At 58.4% G+C, this 22053-nt stretch carries 18 protein-coding genes; 6 read left to right on the top strand and 12 right to left on the bottom strand.

The genetic code is table 11. From position 1 onward, the window contains the following. Nucleotides 1-72: 72 nt before the first annotated feature. Both NIBR502773_RS29725 and thrC read right to left on the bottom strand, forming a co-directional pair. On the bottom strand, nucleotides 73-510 hold the full coding sequence (locus tag NIBR502773_RS29725; protein ID WP_007896167.1) for an Lrp/AsnC family transcriptional regulator: 438 nt from the start codon (nucleotides 508-510) through the stop codon (nucleotides 73-75). A 14-nt stretch (nucleotides 511-524) separates the two neighbouring features. Further along, nucleotides 525-2075, bottom strand: a complete 1551-nt coding sequence (thrC, locus tag NIBR502773_RS29720) for a threonine synthase (protein ID WP_257228089.1) — start codon at nucleotides 2073-2075, stop codon at nucleotides 525-527. Between thrC and NIBR502773_RS29715 the strand changes: the two genes are divergently transcribed. Then, nucleotides 2055-2648 carry a DinB family protein gene (locus NIBR502773_RS29715; RefSeq protein WP_177319010.1) on the top strand — a complete coding sequence of 198 codons (594 nt, stop codon included), beginning with the start codon at nucleotides 2055-2057 and terminating at the stop codon, nucleotides 2646-2648. The genes thrC and NIBR502773_RS29715 overlap by 21 nt on opposite strands. 56 nt (nucleotides 2649-2704) lie before the next feature. Here NIBR502773_RS29715 and NIBR502773_RS29710 read toward each other — a convergent pair whose 3' ends face one another. Both NIBR502773_RS29710 and NIBR502773_RS29705 read right to left on the bottom strand, forming a co-directional pair. Further along, nucleotides 2705-3598: a dihydrodipicolinate synthase family protein gene (locus NIBR502773_RS29710; protein WP_115486066.1), complete on the bottom strand. Its 894-nt coding sequence runs from the start codon at nucleotides 3596-3598 to the stop codon at nucleotides 2705-2707. Between the two features lie 29 nt (nucleotides 3599-3627). Further along, a complete protein-coding gene (locus NIBR502773_RS29705) occupies nucleotides 3628-4323 on the bottom strand; it encodes a B3/4 domain-containing protein (RefSeq protein ID WP_141157701.1) in 696 nt (231 codons plus the stop codon). Nucleotides 4324-4484: 161 nt separating this feature from the next. Here NIBR502773_RS29705 and NIBR502773_RS29700 point away from each other — a divergent pair, with 161 nt between their 5' ends. The 4 genes from NIBR502773_RS29700 to tcuB all read left to right on the top strand — a co-directional run bounded on the left by NIBR502773_RS29700 (nucleotide 4485) and on the right by tcuB (nucleotide 9151). Then, a complete protein-coding gene (locus tag NIBR502773_RS29700) occupies nucleotides 4485-5087 on the top strand; it encodes a helix-turn-helix domain-containing protein (protein ID WP_065941597.1) in 603 nt (200 codons plus the stop codon). A 391-nt stretch (nucleotides 5088-5478) separates the two neighbouring features. Next, nucleotides 5479-6429: a LysR family transcriptional regulator gene (locus NIBR502773_RS29695; protein ID WP_141157700.1), complete on the top strand. Its 951-nt coding sequence runs from the start codon at nucleotides 5479-5481 to the stop codon at nucleotides 6427-6429. A gap of 123 nt (nucleotides 6430-6552) precedes the next feature. Further along, nucleotides 6553-8007, top strand: coding sequence for an FAD-dependent tricarballylate dehydrogenase TcuA (gene tcuA / locus NIBR502773_RS29690; protein WP_141157699.1), 1455 nt, complete (start codon nucleotides 6553-6555; stop codon nucleotides 8005-8007). Then, entirely contained in the window at nucleotides 7994-9151 is a 1158-nt protein-coding gene (gene tcuB / locus NIBR502773_RS29685) for a tricarballylate utilization 4Fe-4S protein TcuB (protein ID WP_141157698.1), read from the top strand. The genes tcuA and tcuB overlap by 14 nt, the downstream gene beginning before the upstream one ends. Nucleotides 9152-9466: 315 nt before the next feature. Here tcuB and NIBR502773_RS29680 read toward each other — a convergent pair whose 3' ends face one another. From NIBR502773_RS29680 to NIBR502773_RS29670, 3 genes are read right to left on the bottom strand one after another with little or no spacing between them, the layout of a single operon-like run. Then, nucleotides 9467-11119: a N,N-dimethylformamidase beta subunit family domain-containing protein gene (locus tag NIBR502773_RS29680; RefSeq protein WP_141157697.1), complete on the bottom strand. Its 1653-nt coding sequence runs from the start codon at nucleotides 11117-11119 to the stop codon at nucleotides 9467-9469. Next, nucleotides 11116-12465, bottom strand: coding sequence for an MFS transporter (locus NIBR502773_RS29675; RefSeq protein ID WP_141157696.1), 1350 nt, complete (start codon nucleotides 12463-12465; stop codon nucleotides 11116-11118). Before NIBR502773_RS29675 ends, NIBR502773_RS29680 begins: the two co-directional genes overlap by 4 nt. 49 nt (nucleotides 12466-12514) lie before the next feature. Then, entirely contained in the window at nucleotides 12515-13765 is a 1251-nt protein-coding gene (locus NIBR502773_RS29670) for an MFS transporter (RefSeq protein ID WP_141157695.1), read from the bottom strand. A gap of 102 nt (nucleotides 13766-13867) precedes the next feature. Between NIBR502773_RS29670 and NIBR502773_RS29665 the strand changes: the two genes are divergently transcribed. Beyond that, nucleotides 13868-14836, top strand: coding sequence for an AraC family transcriptional regulator (locus NIBR502773_RS29665; RefSeq protein ID WP_141157893.1), 969 nt, complete (start codon nucleotides 13868-13870; stop codon nucleotides 14834-14836). Between the two features lie 18 nt (nucleotides 14837-14854). Here NIBR502773_RS29665 and NIBR502773_RS29660 read toward each other — a convergent pair whose 3' ends face one another. The 5 genes from NIBR502773_RS29660 to NIBR502773_RS29640 form a co-directional block, all read right to left on the bottom strand. After that, nucleotides 14855-15616, bottom strand: a complete 762-nt coding sequence (locus tag NIBR502773_RS29660) for an SDR family oxidoreductase (protein ID WP_065948722.1) — start codon at nucleotides 15614-15616, stop codon at nucleotides 14855-14857. A gap of 29 nt (nucleotides 15617-15645) precedes the next feature. Next, entirely contained in the window at nucleotides 15646-16473 is an 828-nt protein-coding gene (locus tag NIBR502773_RS29655; RefSeq protein ID WP_141157694.1) for a DMT family transporter, read from the bottom strand. A 74-nt stretch (nucleotides 16474-16547) separates the two neighbouring features. Next, a complete protein-coding gene (gene gcvA / locus NIBR502773_RS29650) occupies nucleotides 16548-17453 on the bottom strand; it encodes a transcriptional regulator GcvA (RefSeq protein WP_141157693.1) in 906 nt (301 codons plus the stop codon). Nucleotides 17454-17634: 181 nt separating this feature from the next. Further along, a complete protein-coding gene (locus tag NIBR502773_RS29645; protein WP_141157692.1) occupies nucleotides 17635-20724 on the bottom strand; it encodes an efflux RND transporter permease subunit in 3090 nt (1029 codons plus the stop codon). Continuing rightward, complete coding sequence (locus NIBR502773_RS29640; protein ID WP_141157691.1) at nucleotides 20721-21830, bottom strand: efflux RND transporter periplasmic adaptor subunit; 1110 nt, start codon at nucleotides 21828-21830, stop codon at nucleotides 20721-20723. Before NIBR502773_RS29640 ends, NIBR502773_RS29645 begins: the two co-directional genes overlap by 4 nt. Between the last annotated feature and the right edge of the window lie 223 nt (nucleotides 21831-22053).

Genomic DNA, 22053 nt, shown 5'->3' with positions numbered 1-22053 from the left:
CCAATTTAACTTTACGAATATGGCAAACAGATCGTTGTTACGAGCAAAATGCTCGCACAACGGCACAACTTGCTACTTTGTGCTGGATAGCACAAAAGATGTCACGGTATTCAGGACACCCGGCAGCGCAGAAATCTCACTCCATACCCTGTGGATTCGATCTGCATTCATCGCCTGAACCGTCAACACAATATCGAGGTCACCACTCATCACATTGCAGGAAATGACTTCAGGCATTGCCCCGACGGAGCGAACAACTTCTGAATCCCGCATACGGTCCTGACGATAAACAAAGATCAACGCATTAATGGGCCCTACATCGGCTGAGGGTATACCTTTAATAATTGTGTACCCCCGGACATAACCATCGCGCTCCAATCGCTCAATCCGAAGCCTGACTGCGTTCCTGGACAAATTAACTTTCATGGCAATATCGTTGTGGGCCAGCCGTGCATTTCGGGTGAGTTCTTCCAAAATCTTCTCATCAACTTTATCTAAAACACGTTTCATCTCTGGCTCCGAACTTATAACGAGTGAGACTCCGTGTCTTTGGATAAGGCCCTGACCAGCGAGGTCAGCGCCCCGATGTCGTTAGGAATTGAAGTACAGTCTTGTTCGGTGAATGCAGGAGCGCCGCCTGTATTCAGGTGGCCGAAAATCTCCGACTTATCGGTTGCAGCGCCAATCTTCGAGGGATGCGTCGTCGCCAGGCAAACCATGGGGATCAGCAAGCTGCGCCTGCTCACACGTGCAGCGCGCAAGCCGATAGCGGTATTGGGGCTGACGAGATACCCACTCTGTGCAAAGACCTCATGAATACAACTGAATGCATCCGCATCGTCCACAGCCAGTGAGTCAAACAATTTGCGCGCCTCCAACCATTCATCCTGCTCTAAGTGGATGGTGCCCTCTCCTTCTAACAACTGCATATTACGAGCTACTTTTTCTCCACATCGATTTAAAATACTCCACTGCAAGCGCTCAAAATTAGAGGCCAATGAAACATTCATAGTGGGAGTTCTGGTAGTACGAATCTCATGTCGACTGTACAGATTCGATTGGAGAAAGTGATGCAGGCCGGCGTTGGCATTCGTGGCAACGATTAGCTGTCGAATGGGCAGCCCCATTTGTTTGGCAATATAACCAGCGTACAGCGCACCAAAATTCCCAGTCGGCACACTGAAAGCAACTTCTCTTTTAGGCGCGCCGAGCTGAAGTGCGGAATAGAAATAGAAGGACAGGTGCGCAAGTACGCGAACCCAATGCACTGAGTTGAACGAAACAAGATGCTGCTGCGCATCATTATTTTGCTTTAAAAACTGCTCACACAAACGATGGCAATCAGAATAATCTCCGTCGATCGCAATATTGACTACATTGCCTTCCTCCACACTCAGTAAGCGTCGGCGATCCTCCGCCGTTAGTCCCTTGGAAGGATGCAACACCAACAAAGTAACGCCCTTCATTCCCGAAAATGCTTTTATTGCAGCTGCTCCAGTATCTCCGCCTGTGCAACCTACAATCAGAGCCTTCTTCCCAGACTTCAGTAAATCGTGATTGATAAAGCGAGACATTAATTGAAGACCAAAATCTTGATAGGCGCCTGAAGGCCCATGAAACAACTCGAGTATCCACTCGTTACTTGCCGTCTGGTAAAGCGGTGCCACTGCGTTGTTTGTAAAACAATCAAAGGTCTCCTCAAGCATCCGAGATAGCTGATCTTGCTCGACCCAGCCCCCCAGAAAGGGCTCGATTACATGGTGAGCCAATTCGTGAAAGGGCAGCCACTCAAGTTTTGAGAGTTCCTCCTTTTTTAAACGGGGCACCTTGCGCGGCACGTACAAGCCACCGTCAGGCGCATACGACCCCATCAGGACCTCGCTGAATTCAAATGTTCTACCAGGCGTCCGTGTGCTGACGTACTTCATGGTCCAAGACACCCTCAAGCCATTTTCGAGCGGATCACCTGCAAGGTGATGCTCTGTGGAATTCAATGCGGCGGTTTTAATCGCCTTTGATCCAGCTTCACTCCATTGACTATTAAAGTCAATATAGTGACCATCGTATCTCTTCAACGGTATTCCGTTCCGTTGCACGAAAACGCCTTTGTCCTTGCTCTTGTGGTGCGCCAAGGGCCGCCAACGCTTAGAAAATGGGAGAAAATCATGTGTGCCAAGAACCTGCTGCACTCGCTTTATCAGTACAAGGCATGGTCTGAGGAGGCGCTTTTCAGTTGTTTGAAAGCGCCCATAGCAAAGTCCTTTCCGATGGAAATGGAGGAAGCCTGCTACTGGCTCAGGCACATCAACATCGTGGACCAGTTGTTCATCGCCAGACTGCAAGGAAAACCGGAGGAATTTGACGACGTCGTCACTGAGCAACGGCAAGACATTCGCCAGCTGGAAGAGGCATTTACAAAGGCAAATCAATGGTTTGTTGACTATACGAAATCAGTCACTGCAACGGAGCTGTCTGACCCGGTAGCGTTTATCTTCAAGGACGGCAAACCCGGCAACATGACCAGGGAGCAAATCCTCGCTCATGTCCTTTCTCATGGCCTGCAACATCGGGGGGCTGTTGGCACGATCCTGCCAAGGGAGATTCTGGAGGGGCACCAGGATCATTTCACAACGTTTTTGAAGCTGTAAATATCGCAACATCTGCCTCATCCGCCACGGGTGAGGCAGAATTTCCCTGTCGATACTCAGCTCAATTCAAGCACTTCAATCACCGCAGCAATTTGCTCACGCCCTTCCCCATCAATGGCTCTGAGCGGCAGTGGCACACTCGGAGAGTGAGTAAACCCGCGAAGCTCCGCCGCTGTCGCCATCACGCGAAAGCTACCGCCAAATTGGCTGAACAAAGCCCAGAGCGGCTTCAAGGATTCGGAAAGGCGCGTGGCTTCACAGGCGTCACCTGACAATGCTGCTCGCGTGATGGCGAGCGCTGTATTGGGGAACAAACCGCCCATGACCGAGTACCAGGCATCGCAGCCCGCATTCATACCAAGAGCGGCAAATGCATCGCCGCTTATTCCGATAGTCACGTGACTCGGAATCAATTTTCGCAGGCGTTCCACGCGCTCCCTGGCCACGTGCGGCGCGTCGGGGACGCCAGGGATTTTGATTGACCTGACATTGGGTAGCTCTGCAATACGCCCGTGTAACTCATCGGTAAATTCGAAATGGGTGGTACCAGGATTGTCATAGACACATAGCGGGACTGAGATGTTGGCCGTAACCATTTCGTACATCGAAAAAACATCGTCCTGAGACAGTTTTTGATACGACACGGGTGGCAGCAACAAGGCTTGGACGCCCACGTCTTGCGCATCTTCGGCCAGCAGCAAAACGTCGCGTGTACGCAGCGCTCCGATGCTCACCATCACAGGAACACCCTCCGCCGCCTCTACTGCCAACTGCGCAACTCGAGAACGTTCGGCTCGAGAAAGATACGCATAACTTCCGGTGGATCCGAGAGCCCCGATGGAATCTACTTTCGCCGCCACCAGTTGCTGCACAAGACGGGTAAAAGCATTTTCGTCCACACCCTGCTCATCCATAGGCGTCAGAGGAAATGCACTAAGGCCGGTAAACATCGTCATCACTCCTTGCAGTGGTCTATGGACTATTTGGCCCCAGGACCAATCAGTGAGCTTTCGATCTGGACGCCTGGCATCATTTGCTGCAACCCTTCGATGAGTTTGTCCCCCGCTTCCGTCAAGGCTTCAAGCGGCATCGCCGGCAAACTCTCCAGAATGAACCACATGCTCTTCGCGTCAGCACCGAGACGGGTCCTGACACCTTGCCGCCAATTCCAGCGACGACAGGTCACGCCTTTGTCATCGCGCCAGACAACCTCGCCGGGGTCTGGATATTCGAAAGCAGGAGCACCCTCTTTTATGGTGTCAAAAGGCTCAGTGCCATCAGCGACTACGAGCCGTGGATAACCCAAATACGCTTCAATGTTTTCCCCGCCAACAGGGATGGCGTACTCAATACTGATTGCGTTGTAGAGATCGACGATGGGATCCAGGCTAGGCAAGCTTCCGTCACGTAAAACCCGTTTACGCAGCGCCTCAGCTGAACAAGGCGTACGCTGCGGCTTGGCGCCGAACTTTCGGAATGTCTCCGCCCATGCGGCCAGGTGAGCTTCTCCCCAGCTTGGCCTACCTTCCTGCACAGCCTTGCAAGCACGGTCCAGGGCTGCCTGAGCAACCTCAGGATGGGTCAGTGACGCAGCTTCCACCACAATGCTCAGGGCCCTGAACTCCGGAGCCAATTCTGCAACGGCTTGATCGATCAACGGCAGTACGGACAGCATCAAAAACCTCCAGGAATCCAAATGTCATTTCATGCTAGTCAGTGACGACCAATAAAGTCAATATAATGACCAATATCATCTACTATAACGCATGTGCAGATTGACGGGGCGATTGGTAAAGGCCGAGAATCCCCACACATTTTTTCTCATGACCCTCATCAATGACCACGAATACCAGCCTGTCGACTACCCCTGGTGCTGACGCTCAAGCCGTCAGCCTGGCCGTCGCGCGCACGCTCAAACAGGCGCGCAAAGCACAGAAGATCACGTTGGATGAGCTTTCTCGCCGCTCAGGGGTGAGCAAAGGAATGGTCGTCGAAATAGAGAAATGTACGGCGAACCCCAGTATCGGCATCCTTTGCAAAATCGCCGCCGCGCTTGGCCTGTCCGTTGCAGACATCGTCAATGTGACCGAAGCCCCATCCGCCCATATCATCGACAGTCAAGACATCCCCACGCTCTGGACCGGGGACCTGGGAGGAACGGCGCGGCTTCTGGCAGGAACGTCCGGTCCTAATATGATCGAGCTGTGGCGTTGGGAAATGCACCCAGGCGAATCTTTCGCTTCACAGGGGCATCCTCAGGGCACGCTTGAGCTGTTTCATGTGGAGAAAGGCACGCTGAAATGCGTGGTAGGGGAAACAGAGCTGGTCATCCCTGCGGGGAGTTCGGCAGTGGCCAAAACCGATGTTCCCCATACCTATTCCAACGCTGGCAGATCCAAGTTGGTATTCACTATGTCCGTGACCGAGATGCATCAGTAGATAGCAGCAGGCTGGCTGTCAGTAAGCATCTGCAAAGTGGACGAACCTGCCAATTTCAAGGGGTTGTACCACTGAGCCCGATCAATTACTGCGGTGGATCACCGCCAGGGCGCGAATTCACAATTGCTCGAGCAGCGCATGTGACTGGCGGCAAAATTGGGGGCACATTTAGCGTTTTCCAGCCTTAAAATACCGTTCTAGAGCCCAGTCAAAATGTTCTTTGGCGATCCTGAAAGCCTTTAACGCCAGGTTACGCCGACGATTCACAAAGCCTGTACACGTGAATAAAACGCTGTCCTAACCAAGCCTCAATCGTCCATCAGCTCCGCGAAAGGACGTTCAACCTAACCCAGGTCGAGCAGCAAAACGACCTATCGAAGGAACTCTCCTGATGGAGCTCAGACAGCTTCAATACTTTCTTAAGATTGCCGAACACAGAAGCTTGAGCGGGGCTGCTGCTGAGCTTGGCCTGGGGGTTTCTGCCTTAAGCCAGCAAGTCAGTAAGCTGGAAAATGAACTGAGTACTCGGTTACTCAATCGCACGACCACTGGCGTGACACCGACCAGCGCCGGCATGGCGTTTCTTCACCATGCGCAACTTGCGGTAAGGCAGATAGGTAATGCGGTACATGCCGCTCAGCGAGGTCGCATGAGCGGATACGTCAGTGTGGGCCTGCCACCCACTACGGCCAGCGTTCTGGCGTTGCCTCTGATCGAGCGCATGCGCACCCGCTACCCTGACATTCAGCTGCACTTAGTGGAGATGTTATCCGGCCATCTCGCGAGCCAGCTTAACGCTCGGCAGTTAGATCTGGCGGTTGTGTTCCAAGCCGATGCCGGAAGGCGATGGCACGTCACTCCGTTGCTCGACGAAAAGCTGTTTGTCATAGCAGTCCCGACTCTGCTTGATATCCCTGAAGGCGATACCGTGCAAATTGATCAACTCGGGCATGTACCGTTGGTTATGCCGAGTGCACAGCACGGATTACGCACTAGCATAATCATGGCGTTTGAGCGCAGTGAGACCGTTCCTCACATCGTGATGGAGATCGATGGGCTAGCGACGCTGATGCAAGCAGTCAAAGCTGGACATGCAGCGACAATACAGCCTGGTGCCGCCGCCGCTCGCTTAGGGGATGCAGAACTTCGCATGGTCGAAATCTCTGACGACCATGTGGGGCGCCGCAACTTCCTAGCCAGCCTTTCGGACGACGAGCTGTCCCCTGCTGCGTTAGCCACGCGCGTCGTTCTTCTTGAGGTCAGCCGTGAGCTAGTGAATATGCACCTTTGGCCGGGGGCAAGCCTTCAACCGCCAGAGGCTCTCCATCGGGTAGGCCTTTAGTAAAAGTAAAGGCCCTGCCGCTAGCACGTTCTTTCGACCACCCAGACCTCGCATTAAGCTTCGCTCACTCACAAGGAGCACCGTGCTCCAGCCGGTTGTAGAGTCGAGTCGAGGAAAATAACAATGATTGATGTGTTAGTCATCGGAGGGGGTAATGCCGCCTTATGCGCTGCGCTGATGGCGCGGGAGGCTGGTGCGAGCGTCATGCTTCTGGAAGGCTCGCCCAAGATTTGGCGGGGTGGCAATTCGCAGCACACACGTAACCTTCGATGTATGCATGATGCGCCGCAAGACGTTCTAGTAGACGCCTACCCGGAGGAAGAGTACTGGCAGGATTTGCTGAAGGTCACCGGCGGGATCACGAATGAAAAACTTGCACGAATCACGATCCTTGCATCTTCCAACTGCCGAGACTGGATGCGCTCCCACGGCGTTCACTTCCAGGCGCCGCTCTCCGGCGCGCTCCATGTTGCAAGGACAAATGCCTTTTTCATGGGCGGTGGCAAAGCCTTGGTCAATGCTTATTTCCGAAGCGCTGAGCGAATAGGCGTTCAGATTCGCTATAACGCCCAGGTCACCGATATCGAGCTCAAGGACGGAAAGTTCATTGCTGCACATCTCCCTGAACGCGTGGTGGATGACGAGCATCTGCCGGCTGAACGGATCGAGGCCAAGTCCTGTGTGCTCGCTGCTGGCGGTTTTGAATCCAACCGTGAATGGTTGCGAGAAGCCTGGGGCCAGAACGAACGGGGTGAATGGCCCTCCGATAACTTTTTGATTCGCGGCACGCGTTTCAATACCGGAGTGCTACTTAAACGCATGATAGCGCTGGGCGCGGATGTCATCGGTGACCCGACTCAAGCCCACATGGTTGCGATTGATGCGCGGGCTCCTCTCTACGATGGAGGGATATGCACCCGTATCGACTGTGTGTCTCTTGGGGTCGTAGTCAATCGGGAAGGTGAGCGCTTCTACGATGAAGGCGAGGATTTCTGGCCCAAACGTTATGCCATCTGGGGTCGACTGGTCGCAAGGCAGCCCGGTCAGCAAGCGTATTCAATCATCGACCAGCAAGCTATAGGCAGATTCATGCCACCTGTGTTTCCAGGCACCACCGCTAACACACTGGCAGAGCTTGCCCGGAAACTGAACCTGCCCGTCGAGACCTTCGTTAAGACGGTGGAAGATTTCAATCAGGCATGCCAGGCAGGGACATTCGATCATACCGCGCTCGATGACTGCCACACTGAGGGCCTAACCCCTGCGAAGACCCACTGGGCGCGCCCTCTAGTTAACCCCCCTTTCTATGCATATCCGCTCAAGCCGGGAGTTACGTTCACATACTTGGGACTGGCGACTGACGAAACCTCTGCCGTTCATTTCAACGGCAAGCCTAGCCCCAACTTGTTCGTCGCAGGGGAGATGATGGCCGGGAACGTACTGGGAAAAGGTTACACAGCCGGGATTGGCATGGCCATCGGCACTGCTTTCGGTCGCGTTGCCGGGATCCAAGCCGCAGCCAGCGCAGACATTGCTTCCAAATCAGAGACAGGGGGATCTCGATATGCAGCTTTATGATCCCAAAACTGCCAACCCGTTGATTCCGGTTCTAAATGTCGATGAGACTGAAGTTCAGCGACAAATGACCATTTGCAACTCGTGCCGTTATTGCGAAGGGTTTTGTGCAGTTTTTCCAGCCATGACGCGCCGCCTGGCGTTCGGGCAAGCAGACATCCATTACTTGGCCAACTTGTGTCACAACTGCGGCGCATGCTTGCATTCTTGTCAGTACGCAGCCCCGCACGAGTTTGCGGTCAATGTTCCAAAAGCCATGGCCAAGGTGAGGGTCGATACCTATGGGGAATACGCATGGCCTAGACCATTTGGCCAGCTTTATCAGCGTAATGGGCTGACCCTCGCTGTAGCCTCAGGTATTGGCCTGGCGCTGTTTTTGTGTCTGACGCTGGCCATCATGGGCAACCTGTTCCGTGAAATGCCGGGCGGTAATTTCTACGGCATTTTCTCTCATAACACCCTTGCATTGATGTTTGGCGGCGTGTTTGGTTTCTCCATATTGGCGTTAGGGATTGGCGTGAGGCGTTTCTGGAAAAATGTGTCACCCGCCCAAGTTCCTACTTCCCTGAAGGCATCGGCAGCCATCGAGGCAACAGCCAATGTCGCTAAGCTCAAGTACCTGGACGGCGGTCATGGTGAGGGGTGCAACAACGCCGATGACAAATTCACGCTCTGGCGACGTCGCTTCCACCACTTGACGTTCTATGGCTTCCTGTTGTGCTTTGCAGCCACTTGTGTGGCCACGCTTTTCCACTACTTTCTCAACTGGTCCGCACCCTACCCTCTCTTCAGCCTTCCAGTGATTCTCGGCGTACTAGGCGGCATTGGGTTGTTGGTGGGTCCTGCAGGCTTGTTGTGGTTGAACTTCCGGCGTGATCCCGAACACGGCGATGCGAGCCAAAGGCCCATGGATCGTGGTTTCATAGCCCTTCTGTTTCTGGTCAGCCTTAGCGGTCTGGCTTTGCTGGCCTGGCGGGAGTTTTCAGCCATGCCGCTGCTGCTGGCGATCCACTTAGGATTCGTTATGGCCTTCTTCCTGACGATGCCTTACAGCAAATTCGCCCATGGGATTTTTCGATGTGCGGCGTTGCTTAAGTTCTCAATCGAGAAACGCCAACCAAATCCTATCAACGCCGGGAGCGATTGAATCCGGCCTTCACGATTAGAACCCGTTTTTTCACAGAAATAACTAATGCAAGGAGACGAAATTGAAAACTCTCGAGTTTCTCACCCATGTTCGTAGCAGCTGAAGCCAACGATGCCGGCGGCCTGGCGGTGGGGGACGATAAATGTAAGGTCTCAGTAAATATACCGCTGAGTGAGCTGCAGCCGCCGGCAACAACCTGGTGAGTCAAAATGAGTAGGTCTAGATAGACTGACAGGCATTGACGGTCGTTCCAAACATCGGCAGGTCAACGGCGCCAACGGTGGTTAAGCACTCGGCGGACCTAGCTCTCAATAGTTACGTATTGCGCAGGAAACGCTCGAGCACATTGTTGGTGATCATCACGGTGTAGATGTCTGCCTGCATGAGCCCATGCACCCATTCGCACGTGGCGGCAGTGAACACCTCGCCTCGACCTTTGTGGAAGTGCACCACCATGCCGGCCCCGCGGCTATGCATATCGATGCTGGCGTCGCTGAGGTCCGGCGCCAGTACGGAAGCACGAAACCGCGCATCGCCATCGCCGAGCATGAATGAATAGGCATCCTCGGACCGGCCATGCTCGGCATTGGTCGCCCAGCCCATGGCGAGTATTTGCAATCCGCAGGGCGCCCCGTCTGTGTAGAGCGGTTCCGGGAGGCCGTCGACGAAGGTGTATTCCAGGCCATCCACCTCATAGCCGAAGATGTTGGCTTCGTCTGCGAACATATCCGCGTAGCCGAGGCCCGTCCCCAGGAACGCCCAGTGCTTGGGCCTGAAGACTGTGTAGCCGCGCGGGCTGCGCGGCGCCATGCCTCCAAAGCTGGCGTAAATCCCTCGCAGAGCATTCACCCCGAACGTCGTTGCCCCGGGGTGATTCACCCTCGGATCTTCCCAGGCCCCCGTTAGCCGATGAGGCTCGGTAGCGGCCACAGGATCGAGCGCACCAGCATCGTACTTGTAGGCCACCTGCCGCCGGCCTTCATCCTCCAGGCGAATCTGCCACATGAAATTGCCGGCGAAGCGCGCGACCTTGCCGCCCTCCTCGACAAAGGCGTCGACATGGTCGCGCATTTCCCGCGTCCAGTACTCGTCGTGCCCGATGAAGACGGCGCAGGCGTAGCCCTCAAGCGCGTGGGGGTCGTGATGCAAATCGTCCTGGGTCAGGATATGCACCGTATAACCTTGCTGCTCGGCCCAGACCACAAAAGGTCTCTCGAAGGAAGCCCACCCCGCCAGCGCGTAGTACTTGGCGTAGCCGTTAAGGGAGGCCCATTCGATGAACTCATAGCGCGCCGGCCCTGGCTTGCGGAGCCGGGTCGCGTTGACGCAACGTGGCGCATCGGCCGGCAGCCACACCTGCCCTCGCGCCCAGGGGCGCTGCGCCGACAGCAACGGCGAGCGGCCACGTGGCGTGTCGGGGTGAATGCCAAAGTAATGATTGGCGCCGCCCCAGTCGTTATAAGCGGCCCACGTCGAGGTGGCCGCGACGAGCACCAAGGCATCGGCACGCTTGCACAGCGCCTTGACGATAAACAGATGATGCCCGAGGACGCTGTCGTCGCCGTCCCGCACTTCCACTATGTAGCCACCCTGCTCGGCATCCGCCGGAATTGGCCATTGCATGAAGACAGGCCATTGGCAGCCATGCTCGTAGGCACGTTCGGGTATGGGGTGGAATCGAGCGTCAAGGCTGTCGGTGGTATGCAGCGTGCGGGCGATGGCGCCATCACGATAGATCCGCAGCCGCACGTGCGGGCGGTTCGACGACAGATACAGGCAAACCGAATCACCCGGGCTATAGGCGCGGCGGTCCGAGTAGCACCAGGCGGCCGCCGGGCCCGACTCGCAAGGAACTTCGACCCAGGTCTCGCGTGCGGCCTGACGTGGGCCCGAAGTCTGGCTGACGGTCACGTTGGCGCCCGGGCGTTCGCCTCGCGCAGCGGTGTTTTTGAGGTCTGTGGAATTCATTGAGTCGTACTCCTTTGATCGGCTGATTCTGCGGATCGACCAGCCAATGTGTTTACGCTGACTCGAGCGCCAGGCGCCTTGATGTGCGCAAGGTCGATGCCCGCTGTTTCGTCGATAAGAAACCCTGCCAGGACGGTGACGACGCCCAACCCGATGACATAGCTGACGTACAGATAGCCAAGGTCGGCGCCGCTGAGATAGTTGTGTAGGTAAGGGGCGGTGCCGCCAAAGATCGCCACCGAAACCGACGAGACCAAACCGACGCCCTGGGCCCGTGCCTGGGTCGGCACCTGCTCGGACAGCACAGCAGGGAAAATCGCCGCGATCAGCGACCAGGCGCCCAGCCCCAGCACCTGGGCCAGGAACAGCGTCCAGGGTTCAGTGGTCACCATTATCGAGAGGGGATAGGTCAGCAGGATCACGCCCAGGCCCCAGGCGATAACCATGGGCCGGCGCCCTACCCGATCGGACACCATCCCGCAGACCGGCAGCCAGCCCACACAGAGGAGCTGCGCGAGAAGGCTGGCCACATAGGCACCCGTAGCGTCCATGCCTTGGGCAATCGCCGTCGAAGCGCCGAACGTGACCCACGCGTAGTAAGTGACATTGGCGGCCGCTGCAAGCATGACGATGTTGCGCGCCACGCGTAGCATTTCGCCCCTGGACAGCTTGCGCGGCGGCCGCGCCAGACCCTGCTGCTCTACAAATACATGAGACTCTTGGGCGCCACGGCGCAAAAACAGCGCATAAATACCGAGTACTCCACCGATGGCGAAGCCAATCCTCCAGCCGTAGTCACCCATGGCCTGGGCGCCCAGCAACCAGGTCAGCGTCGCCGCCACGGCCGTTGCTGCCATCACTCCCAGCGTCACTCCCACATACACGGAACTGGACCATAAGCCACGGTGCTTGCTTGGGGCGATCTCGGCGACATAGGTATAGGAAACCCCTGTCTCGCCACCATGGGCGAGCCCCTGCATCAGCCGGAAAAACAGCAGCGCGACCGATGCATACAGGCCAATGCTCTGGTAGTCAGGGATAAGCGCGATGCCCAGGCTGCTGATCGCAAGCAGCAGCATGGTGAGCACCATGATGGTCCGGCGCCCCAGTCGGTCGCTCAGCCGGCCAAACAACCAGCCGCCGACAGGGCGTGCGACAAAGCCAACCGCAAACACCGCAAGGGTCGCGAGCATCGCCGAGCGCGCATCGGTCTTGTCGAACAGGTTGCTTGCCAGGTACACCGAAAAGGTGGCGTACAGGGTCCAGTCGAACCATTCAAGCGCGTTGCCAATACCGGCCGCGCGCAACGATTTGAGGCGTCCTTGGTGAGACGTCGTATTGTTCATGGGGTATCTCCTGGTGACGAACGGGATCGAAACGGTTTGGCAAACCGGATCAAAGGTGCAACGCGGGCTTGGGCTGGCGTACGCCCTGGGCAGAAGGGACGCGGACACGCAGCGCAATCAGCAACGCGGCCAGCAGCATCAGCACGGCCGCCGCTACGAATACGCCTGCGCTGCCACCGAAGCTGAACACTGCACCGCCAGCGGCGGCGCCCGTGGCGATGGCCGACTGCACGGAGGCCACTACCATGCCTCCGGCGCTTTCCGCCTGGTCAGGTACCGCGCTGGCGACCCAGTTCGACCACGCCACCGGCACACCACCAAAGGCCAAGCCCCAGACCGCCAGCAGTAGCGCCTGCCCCGGCACCGAGGCCGGCAACAGCACCAACGCCAGGGCTGCAACGCCGACCAGCGCCGGCATCAACACCAGCGTGGCCAGCGGGTGGCGCTCCAGCAGCCTGCCGGCCAACAGCGTGCCGGCGAAGTTCGCCACGCCAAAACCCAGCAACATCAACGACAGCCCCTGGGGGCCGATGCCAGTCGTCCCTTCAAGGAATGGCCGAACATAAGTGAACATCGCAAAGTGGCCGCTGTGCACCAGTACACAACCGAACATCCCCATGGCGATGCCCGGGCGCTGCAATACCTCGAGCACAGTGCGCAGACGTGCCGGCCGGCGCGGCGCCAGGCGCGGCAGCGTGAACGACTGGAAAGCCAGGGTCACCATGCCTACCGCCGCTGCGGCAAAAAACGCGCTGCGCCAGCCGTACAGCCCGCCCAGATAGCTGCCCAGCGGCACAGCCACGACCGTCCCGACGGCAATGCCGCTGAAAATGATCGACAGCGCCCGGGGCAACAACGCACTCGGCACCAAGCGCATCGCCACCGCCGCCGCCATGCTCCAGAACCCGCCAAGGGCAATGCCCAGCAAGATGCGCATCACCAACAGCACCGCGAAGCTGGAGGAAACGGCGACCAACAGATTGGAGGCGACCATCAACGTGGAAAAACCCAGCAGCACCCAACGTCGGTCGATGCCGCGGGTCAAGCCTGGTACCAACAGGCCAGCGAACAGCGCAACCACCGCTGTCACCGTTACCGCCTGGCCAGCCAGCGCTTCGGACACCCCCAGGTCGGCAGACATCAGCGTCAACAAACTGGCCGGAAGGTACTCAGCGGTCAGTAATCCGAACACACCCATTGCCAGCGAAAATACCGCCATCCACGCGGGGGTTGCAGGCTCTACGTCCGCGCCGACGCCGGAATGGCGGTCGGATACGGTGTTACATACACAGTCAGTCATTGCACGGATCTCCCAATCTTCATGGCGAGCCGAAGTCTAGGCGCGGGAAGCTGGATGATCTATGATCGAAAATCTCTCCTTTTTGACTAAAACACCTGAATGATGCCAGCAGATCAGTTTGCTCTTTCCTCGGACCTCATCAACGAGCTGTTGCGCGGCATGCGCCTGCGTGGCGTCGAATACCGGCGTATCCAGGCGGGTCCAACCTTTGGTTTGGGCTTCGCGGAAAAACCTGGGCACGCCTGGTTCCACTTCATGGCCGTCGGCAACGCAGTGCTGCGAATGGAGGACGGCAGCACCTACGCGCTGTCTGCCGGCAACGCCGTGTTTATCTCCCATGGCGCGGCCCATCAGCTGTTCTCCCATCCGGACGTGCCGGTTCAGGACATCGACCGTCTAGATGGCGCCCCCCTCGGTGACACCGTCAGCGCGGTGAATACCGGAACCGATGCCAGCCCCACGCCGAGCACTATTTTGTTCAGTGGTTGCATGGAGTTCGAACTGGGCAGCATCCATGGCCTTGGCCGGCTGATGCCGGGACTGATGCTGATTGATGCCGGCGGCCAGCGTTACCCCGGACTGGTGCCGATCCTGACCACCATGGAGCGCGAGGTCAGCGCCGCGCGTATCGGCTTTGCCGGTATCCTCGCGCGGTTGGCTGACGTGGTGGCCGCCATGGTCGTTCGCGGGTGGGTGGAGTGCGCCTGCGGGAATGCCTCTGGCCTGGTCGCCGCCTTGCGCGATCCACGCTTGGCCGGTGCCCTGCTGGCGCTCCATCAACAACCGGGGCGCGACTGGACCGTTGCGCAGCTGGCCGAGCACTGCAATACCTCACGCTCGGTCTTCGCAGACCGCTTTCAAGTGACGATTGGCATGACCCCGCTGCGCTACGTCACCGAACTGCGAATGCGGCTGGCAAGCCAGTGGCTGACGCTCGAAAGGCTGCCGATTGAAGAGGTGGCGCAACGCTTGGGCTATACCTCCCAGGCCGCTTTCAGCCGCGCATTCAAGCGCATTACGGGCAAGACACCGGGTTTGAGTCGCAAGGTGAGGCCGCACGCTGTTACTTGAAGCCGATGAGCCTTTGACTCATTTACCCCCCGTTACGTCGAGGAATGTACCGGTAACGAAGGATGCCTCCGCGCTCGCCAGCCATAGAATCGCGCGCGCCACTTCCTCCGGCTGACCGCCCCGCCCCATGGGGATCGAGTCCTTGACACGATCCACCCGCCCCGGCTCTCCGCCGCTGGCGTGCATGTCGGTATAGATATGTCCGGGGCGAATACAGTTAACGCGTATGCCTTCCCGGGCCACCTCCTTTGCAAAGCCAATGGTGAACGTCTCCAACGCGCCCTTTGACGCCGCATAGTCGACGTACTCATTGGGGCTGCCGAGGCGTGCCGACGCCGAAGAGACATTGATCACCACCCCGCCCGGGCCGTTGTAGCGGTAAGACATGCGCTTCACCGCCTGCTGGGCACAGAGTATCGGCCCAATGGCATTGACCGCAAAGATGCGCTGCATCCGCTCGAAGCCGAGGGCCTCCAGGCGTGACTGAGGTGCGAGCATCCCGGCATTATTGACCAGTACGTCGATGCGACCGAACGTGCGGTCGATGGCCGCGAACATATCGGCCACCTGTTGCGGGTCCGCACTGTCGGCCCGCATCGCCAATGCCCGGCGCCCCAATGCTTCTACATCCGCAACTACCGCCAGCGCTGCGGACTGGTTGGCAACGTAGCTGATCGCGACGTCATAACCTCTTTCGGCGGCCAGCCGGGCGGTTGCCGCCCCCACTCCACGACTTCCACCCGTGATTAGAATCAGCGGTGCCTGCGAGACATTGACCATTAAACATTGCTCCTGAGCCGTTGGCTGTATCAGCCGATGATGAGGGTGCCGCTGGCGATCACTACGCATGCCAGTATCCGGCGTGCGGTAAGCGTCTCGCCGAGGAACACATAGCCGATCAACGCCGCAAACAGCACGCTAGTTTCGCGCAATGCGGATACCGCGCCCAGTGGCGCTTCGTTCATGGCGTAAATGACCATTCCATAAGCGAGCAAAGAGACCAGCCCGCCGACCAGCGCGGTCACTGTTCCAGGCCGGACGCGGAACAAGCTGCGGGTGTCGCGCAGGCCGATGTAGACCACCGGCATCAGCACGCCCCACAGCGCGCACATCCACACCGTGTAGGCCAGTGGCGCACCGGAGAGCCTGGCGCCGATGCCGTCGACCACGCTGTAGGCCGCGATAAAGCCGCCCGTCCCCAGCGCATAGGGCAGGCTGGGAACCGACAGACTGCGCCCTCTGAAGGCCAGCGAAATAATCCCGCCGGACACCAACGCAATACCGAGCAACTCGCCAGGCGTGATGCTTTCCCCGGCAAAAACGGCGGCGCCCAAGGTGATCAGCACCGGCGACGATCCGCGTGAAATCGGATAGATCTGCCCCAGGTCGCCGACGCGGTAACTGCGCACCAGAAACAGGTTGTAGCCCACATGCAGCAACCCCGACAGCACCGCGTAGCCCCAGCTTTCAATCGCAGGGGACACCATGAACGCTGCGGCGACGACACTGGCGATGGCGATGGCAATGCACATCACCGTCATGGACCACAGCCGGTCGGCGCCGCTACGCAGCAGCGCATTCCAGCTGGCATGCAGCAGCGCGGCGAAAAGCACGAGGAAGATGAGATGAGTAGGCATGCCCCACTGTAGGTAATCCGGCGCCGGGGCTAAAGCGAAGTCTCCTCAGCACAGCATGAGCGGAGACTCATGACTCACTCATCCGGTCGTTGGACTTTCATTGCCTCGCTGACCAGCCATTGGCGAAAGCTGGCGATGTGCGGCTGGGATTCGATGCCCTTGGGGCAGACAAAGTAGTAAGCCAATGGCGATGGAAGCGGCACATCAAACAGCCGCACCAAACGGCCATCGCTGATTTCGTTCTCGACATGCCCGCTGCGCACCAATGCAACGCCCTGGCCGAGCAAAGCCGCCTCGACCGTCATGTTGGTATCGCCAAATCTGACGCTTTCCTGGAGCGGCAAATAGGCCAACCCGACGGCTTGAAACCACACCTCCCACTTCGGCACCAACTCGGCGCCATCCCGAGTCAGGAGCGGGAAATGCAACAAGTCTGCCGGGCTTTGCGGCGTGCCAACGCGCCGCAGCAGCTCGGGACTGGCCACGGGAAATACCTGCTCCCCAAACAGGAACTCCGAATGCAGGCCTGGGTAATTGCCCTTGCCGAGCCTGATCGCAACATCAGCCTGGCCGTGAGAGAAGTGGATGATTTTATCCGTGGTATCCAGCGAGACCAGCAGCTCGGGGTGCTGGCGAGACAGGCGCGGCAAGCGTGGCAGCAGCCATTTGAGCGCGAAGGAATAGGTGGTGCTGACGCTGAGCCGAACCCGGCCCTTTTGCTCGCGCAGGTCACCCAAAGTCGCCTCCAGGCTGATGAAAAACTCCCGCACGATGGGCGCCAGCGCAGCCCCCGCTGCCGTGAGGCGTAACGCCTTGCCACGTTCAAACAACGGCAGCCCCCAAAGCGCCTCAAGGTGCTTGAGCTGGTGGCTGACCGCGCTTTGAGTCACATGCAGTTCCTGTGCGGCTGCAGTAAACGTCGGGTGGCGGGTGGCAACTTCAAAGGCGCGCAAGGTCGCGGTAGGCGGCAGGTCTTTCATCGGGGCAGGATCCAGCGAGTTATAGGAAAAGCGCATGCATGAACGTTAGCTCATGCAGCAGCTTACTTCACTGTACCCATTTGAATCCTCGTCCTTGTTCAGTCCCCGCCTACAGAAGCAGCAGCTTTGGCGAATTGACCGACGAGAGGACGCCGGCGCCCTCCCCTCGAACACCCCTTGCTCAGGTAGGTTGCGCCGCTTGAGCCTTGCTCGCGTTGCCTGGGCGGATTTTGAACCAGATGGCGTACATCGCCGGCAGGAACACCAACGTCATGATGGTGCCGACCAAAGTACCGCCGATCAGTGTGTAGGCCAGCGTGCCCCAAAAAACAGAATGGGTCAGCGGGATGAATGCCAGGATGGCCGCCATCGCCGTCAGCAGTACCGGGCGAGCCCTCTGTACCGTGGCTTCGATGACGGCGTGAAAGGGATCCAGGCCTTCCTGGGCGTTGTGATGGATCTGCCCGATCAGAATCAGCGTGTTGCGCATCAGGATGCCCGACAGCGCGATCAGCCCAACCAGGGCGTTGATACCAAACGGTTGATGAAATATCAGCAGCGTCGGCACCACGCCAATAAGTCCCAGCGGTGCGGTGAAAAACACCATGATCATTGCCGAGATCGAACGCACCTGGACGATGATGATCAGCAGCGTCAGCGCAATCATGATCGGAACCAGCGGCACTATCGCCTGGCCTGCCTTGCCCGACTCCTCGATTGCACCCGCTTGCTCGATCCGATAGCCGGCGGGGAGCGTGTCGATAATCGGCTGCAGTTGCTTGATGATCACACCCGATACATCAGGTGGTTGAAGGCCTTCGTCAATATCGCCACGCACGGTGATCGTCGGTGTACGGTCACGGCGCCTGAGGATCGGATCCTCCATACGCACATCCACCTCTCCGACCTGGGACAGAGGGATCCGCTGGCCCGCGGCGCCCACCAATGTAAACCCTTCAATCCGCGCAGGGTCCAGACGTATATCGCCTGCGGCGCGCCCAACCACCTGCACTGAACGAATGTCTTCACGAACCGACGTGATCGGCACGCCCGCCAGCAGGAATTGCAACTGCTGGGCGACGGCGCTGGAGGTCAGTCCAACCGCCTGCAAGCGATCCTGATCCAGGCTGAAATGCAAGGTCGGCGCCAGAGGGCCCCAGTCGCTGTTGACCGTCCTCATCAGCGGACTCGCGTGCATGACCGCTTGTACACGGCCCGCAATCTCGCGCAGCTTCGTCGGGTCAGGCCCCATTACCCTGTAGGCGACGGGATAGGGTGAATACGGACCAAACACAATTTGAGTCGCCCTGACACGGGCCTCTGGGGCGAGCCCGGCAGCGACCGCCTCGCGAAAACGCAGCTTGAGGGTTTCACGTGCCTCCTGGCTGGACGTCAGCACCACGATCTTGGCGAATGACGGATCCGGCAGTTCTGGCGCCATCGCCAGGAAGAAACGCGGCGCGCCCTGCCCGATATAGGCCGTGACGATTTTTGCCTCTTCCTGCTTTTGCAGCCAGGCCTCGACCTTTTTCGCAGTGGCACTGGTCTGCTCGATGGAGGTTCCGTAGGGCATCTGCACCTCGACCATCACCTCGGGACGGTCTGACGTCGGGAAGAACTGCTTCTTCACCAGGCCCATGCCCAGGACGGCCACGACAAACAGCGTGATAACCGTGCCAGCCACCAGCCACTTGAGTTCGATGACCCGGGTCAGGACCCGGCGGAAGCGGTTGTAGCGCGGGGTATTGTAGATAGCCGCATGCCCACCCTCTACCTGCTTGATGTCTGGCAGCAACTTCACGCCCAGGTAAGGGGTGAAAGCCACTGCAACAACCCAGGAAGCGATCAGAGCAATGCCCACGATCCAGAACATGTTGCTGGTGTACTCGCCGGCAGTGGACTGGGCGAAACCGTTGGGCATGAAGCCAACCGCCGTTACCAGTGTGCCCGAGAGCATCGGCGCGGCCGTATGACTCCAGGCATACGCGGAGGCTTTGATGCGGTCGTAGCCCTCCTCCATTTTCACGACCATCATTTCGATCGCGATGATCGCGTCATCTACCAGCAACCCGAGCGCCAGGATCAATGAACCGAGGGTAATACGGTCAAAGTTCTTTCCGGTGGCCGCCATCACCACAAACACGATCGCCAGTGTCAATGGCACGGCAGCTGCGACCACGACGCCCACACGCCAGCCCATGCTGAGGAAGCAAACAAGCATCACCACGAGCAGCGCGACAAAAAACTTGACCATGAACTCGCCAACGGCCGAGTCGATGTTGACGGCTTGATCGGTCACCTTGGTCAGCGTCATGCCCAGTGGCATGCCTTCATTGATCTTGGTCGTCTCGGCGTCCAGCGCCTTGCCCAGGTCCAGGCCGTTCCAGCCTTCGCGCATGATGACCCCCAGCAGCAGGGTCTCTTCTCCGTTACTGCGCACCAGAAAGGTTGCCGGGTCTTCATAGCCACGTTCGACAGTGGCCACGTCGGAGAGCTTGAGCGTGCGCCCCTGAACCACAATCGGCGTGTCACGAATCTTCTCCAGCTTATCGAAGGCGCCGTCCAGGCGGAGGAAGACTTGCGGCCCATTTGTTTCAATCGAACCGGCGGGCGTGAGCACGTTCTGGTTATTCAGCGCGGCAAAGATGTCCTGAGGCGCAATGCCCAGGGTGGCCAACCGATCATGGGAGAACGAAACAAATATCCGCTCGGCTTGCTCACCGATAATGTTGACCTTCTTCACGCCCGGCACATGCAACAGTTGCTGGCGCAACGACTCAGCATCACGCACCAGCAGCCGCTGCGGCTCGCCTTTGGCTTTGAGGGCGAACAGCGCAAACGTCACGTCCGAATACTCGTCGTTGACCAAGGGCCCGATTACCCCCGCCGGTAGCTTGGTGGCTTCGTCGTCGAGCTTTTTGCGTGCCTGATAAAACTCTTCCTGCACCTGTGAGGGTGGCGTGCGGTCCAACAACGACACCATGGTGAAAGCAAGACCAGGCCGCGTATAGGTTTCCGAGCGGTCGTACCATTTCAATTCCTGCAGGCGTTTTTCAAGTGGCTCTGCGACCTGGTCCTGCATTTCCTGCGCAGTAGCCCCCGGCCAGGCAGTAATGACCGTCAACTGCTTGACCGTAAACGGTGGATCCTCCGCACGCCCCAGTTGGAAGAACGCCAGGGTGCCCGCAACCGCGATCAGAAAGATCAGGAATACCGTAATGGATCGCTCACGAACGGCGATCGCCGAAATATTAAAGCGGCCTTCGCTCATGGATGACTCCCGGCAACATGGGCTTCATCCTGCTGGGACACTCTCACGTCTTCTCCATCGCGCAGCAGATGGGCGCCTAACGCGACGATCTGCTCACCGACCTTGAGATCGCCTGCCACGCGCGCGGCATCGTCGCTCAATCCCAGCACCTGAACAGGACGCCAGGTCACCTTTGCCGGCGAGCCTGCGATCACCCACACACCGGTGCCATTGCCTGGGTCATAAAGGGCTGCGATGGGGACCTGCAGCGCCTGCCCTTGCGCGGCGCCTTCTGCGATCCGCAACGTGACCGTCGAACCTATCGGGGCATTGGCCTGCGCGCCCTCAAGCACATACCGCGCCTCAAACGTGCGCGTCACTGGGTCGGCAGAGTCAGAAAGCAGCCTGAGCTTCGCTGTAACAGCCCCTGCGGTACTGCCGTAAAGCGTCGCTTGCGCGCTGGATCCGGCTGCAGGACGCAACGTCTCGGGCAGATGCACGATGGCTTCGCGCTGGCCTGCACGGGCCAGTCGAACCACGGGCTGCCCCGGGCTGACGACTTGCCCGGGCTCTGCGAGTGTTTCCACCACGACACCGTCGGAGTCCGCAAATAACACCGCGTAACCGGAAGCATTGCGGGCGACATCGGCCTGGGCTTGTGCGGCGCTGAGCTGCGCCTTTGCGCTATCCGCTGCGGCCTTGACCTGGTCGTAGGCCGATGCAGAAACAGCCCCTGCGGCGACGAGGTCGCGATATCGCGCTTCGTCATCGGCTGTCTGGTTGGCGCGGGCCCTGGCGGCGGTGACCGACTCTTGCTGTGCTCGCGCCTGCAGCCCCAGGTCGATAGGGTCAAGGCGCATAAGCGGCTGACCGCGTTTAACGCTCTGGCCGGTATCGACCAGCCGTTCGAGGATCTTGCCGGAGACCCGAAAGCCGAGATCGCCCTGCACGCGGGCCGCCACTACTCCCGTGAATGAACGTGAAGTCTCCGATGAGCCCTCAACCGTTCCGAGCCTTACCAGAGGAGCCTGCGTGCGCGGATCGTCAATGTTGGATGAGTCACCACACGCCGTCAGGACGAGAGGCAACAAGCAGGCTGCAATGGGGATGGGTCGGAGCCGGAGCATAGGTTCCCTTATTGAATAGAAAGAACAGGGATCATATATTCAGACCGGTGACCATTATTGTCAACGGTCACAAACGAGATTTCAAACGACACAGAAAAATGCGCTACCCCGCTACGTGACCGCTCATAACCTCGTTGCAACAAGACTGGGTTGATGCAGGCCCGCATACTCCAAAGCAGCACATGACGGAGATGAACGATATTTTTCAATCATACCTGAATTT

This window comes from Pseudomonas sp. NIBRBAC000502773 (assembly GCF_006517195.1).
GTDB lineage: Bacteria > Pseudomonadota > Gammaproteobacteria > Pseudomonadales > Pseudomonadaceae > Aquipseudomonas > Aquipseudomonas marginalis.
The sequence above is the reverse complement of the archived record's forward strand: the minus strand, read 5'-3'. Positions and strand labels throughout refer to the sequence as shown.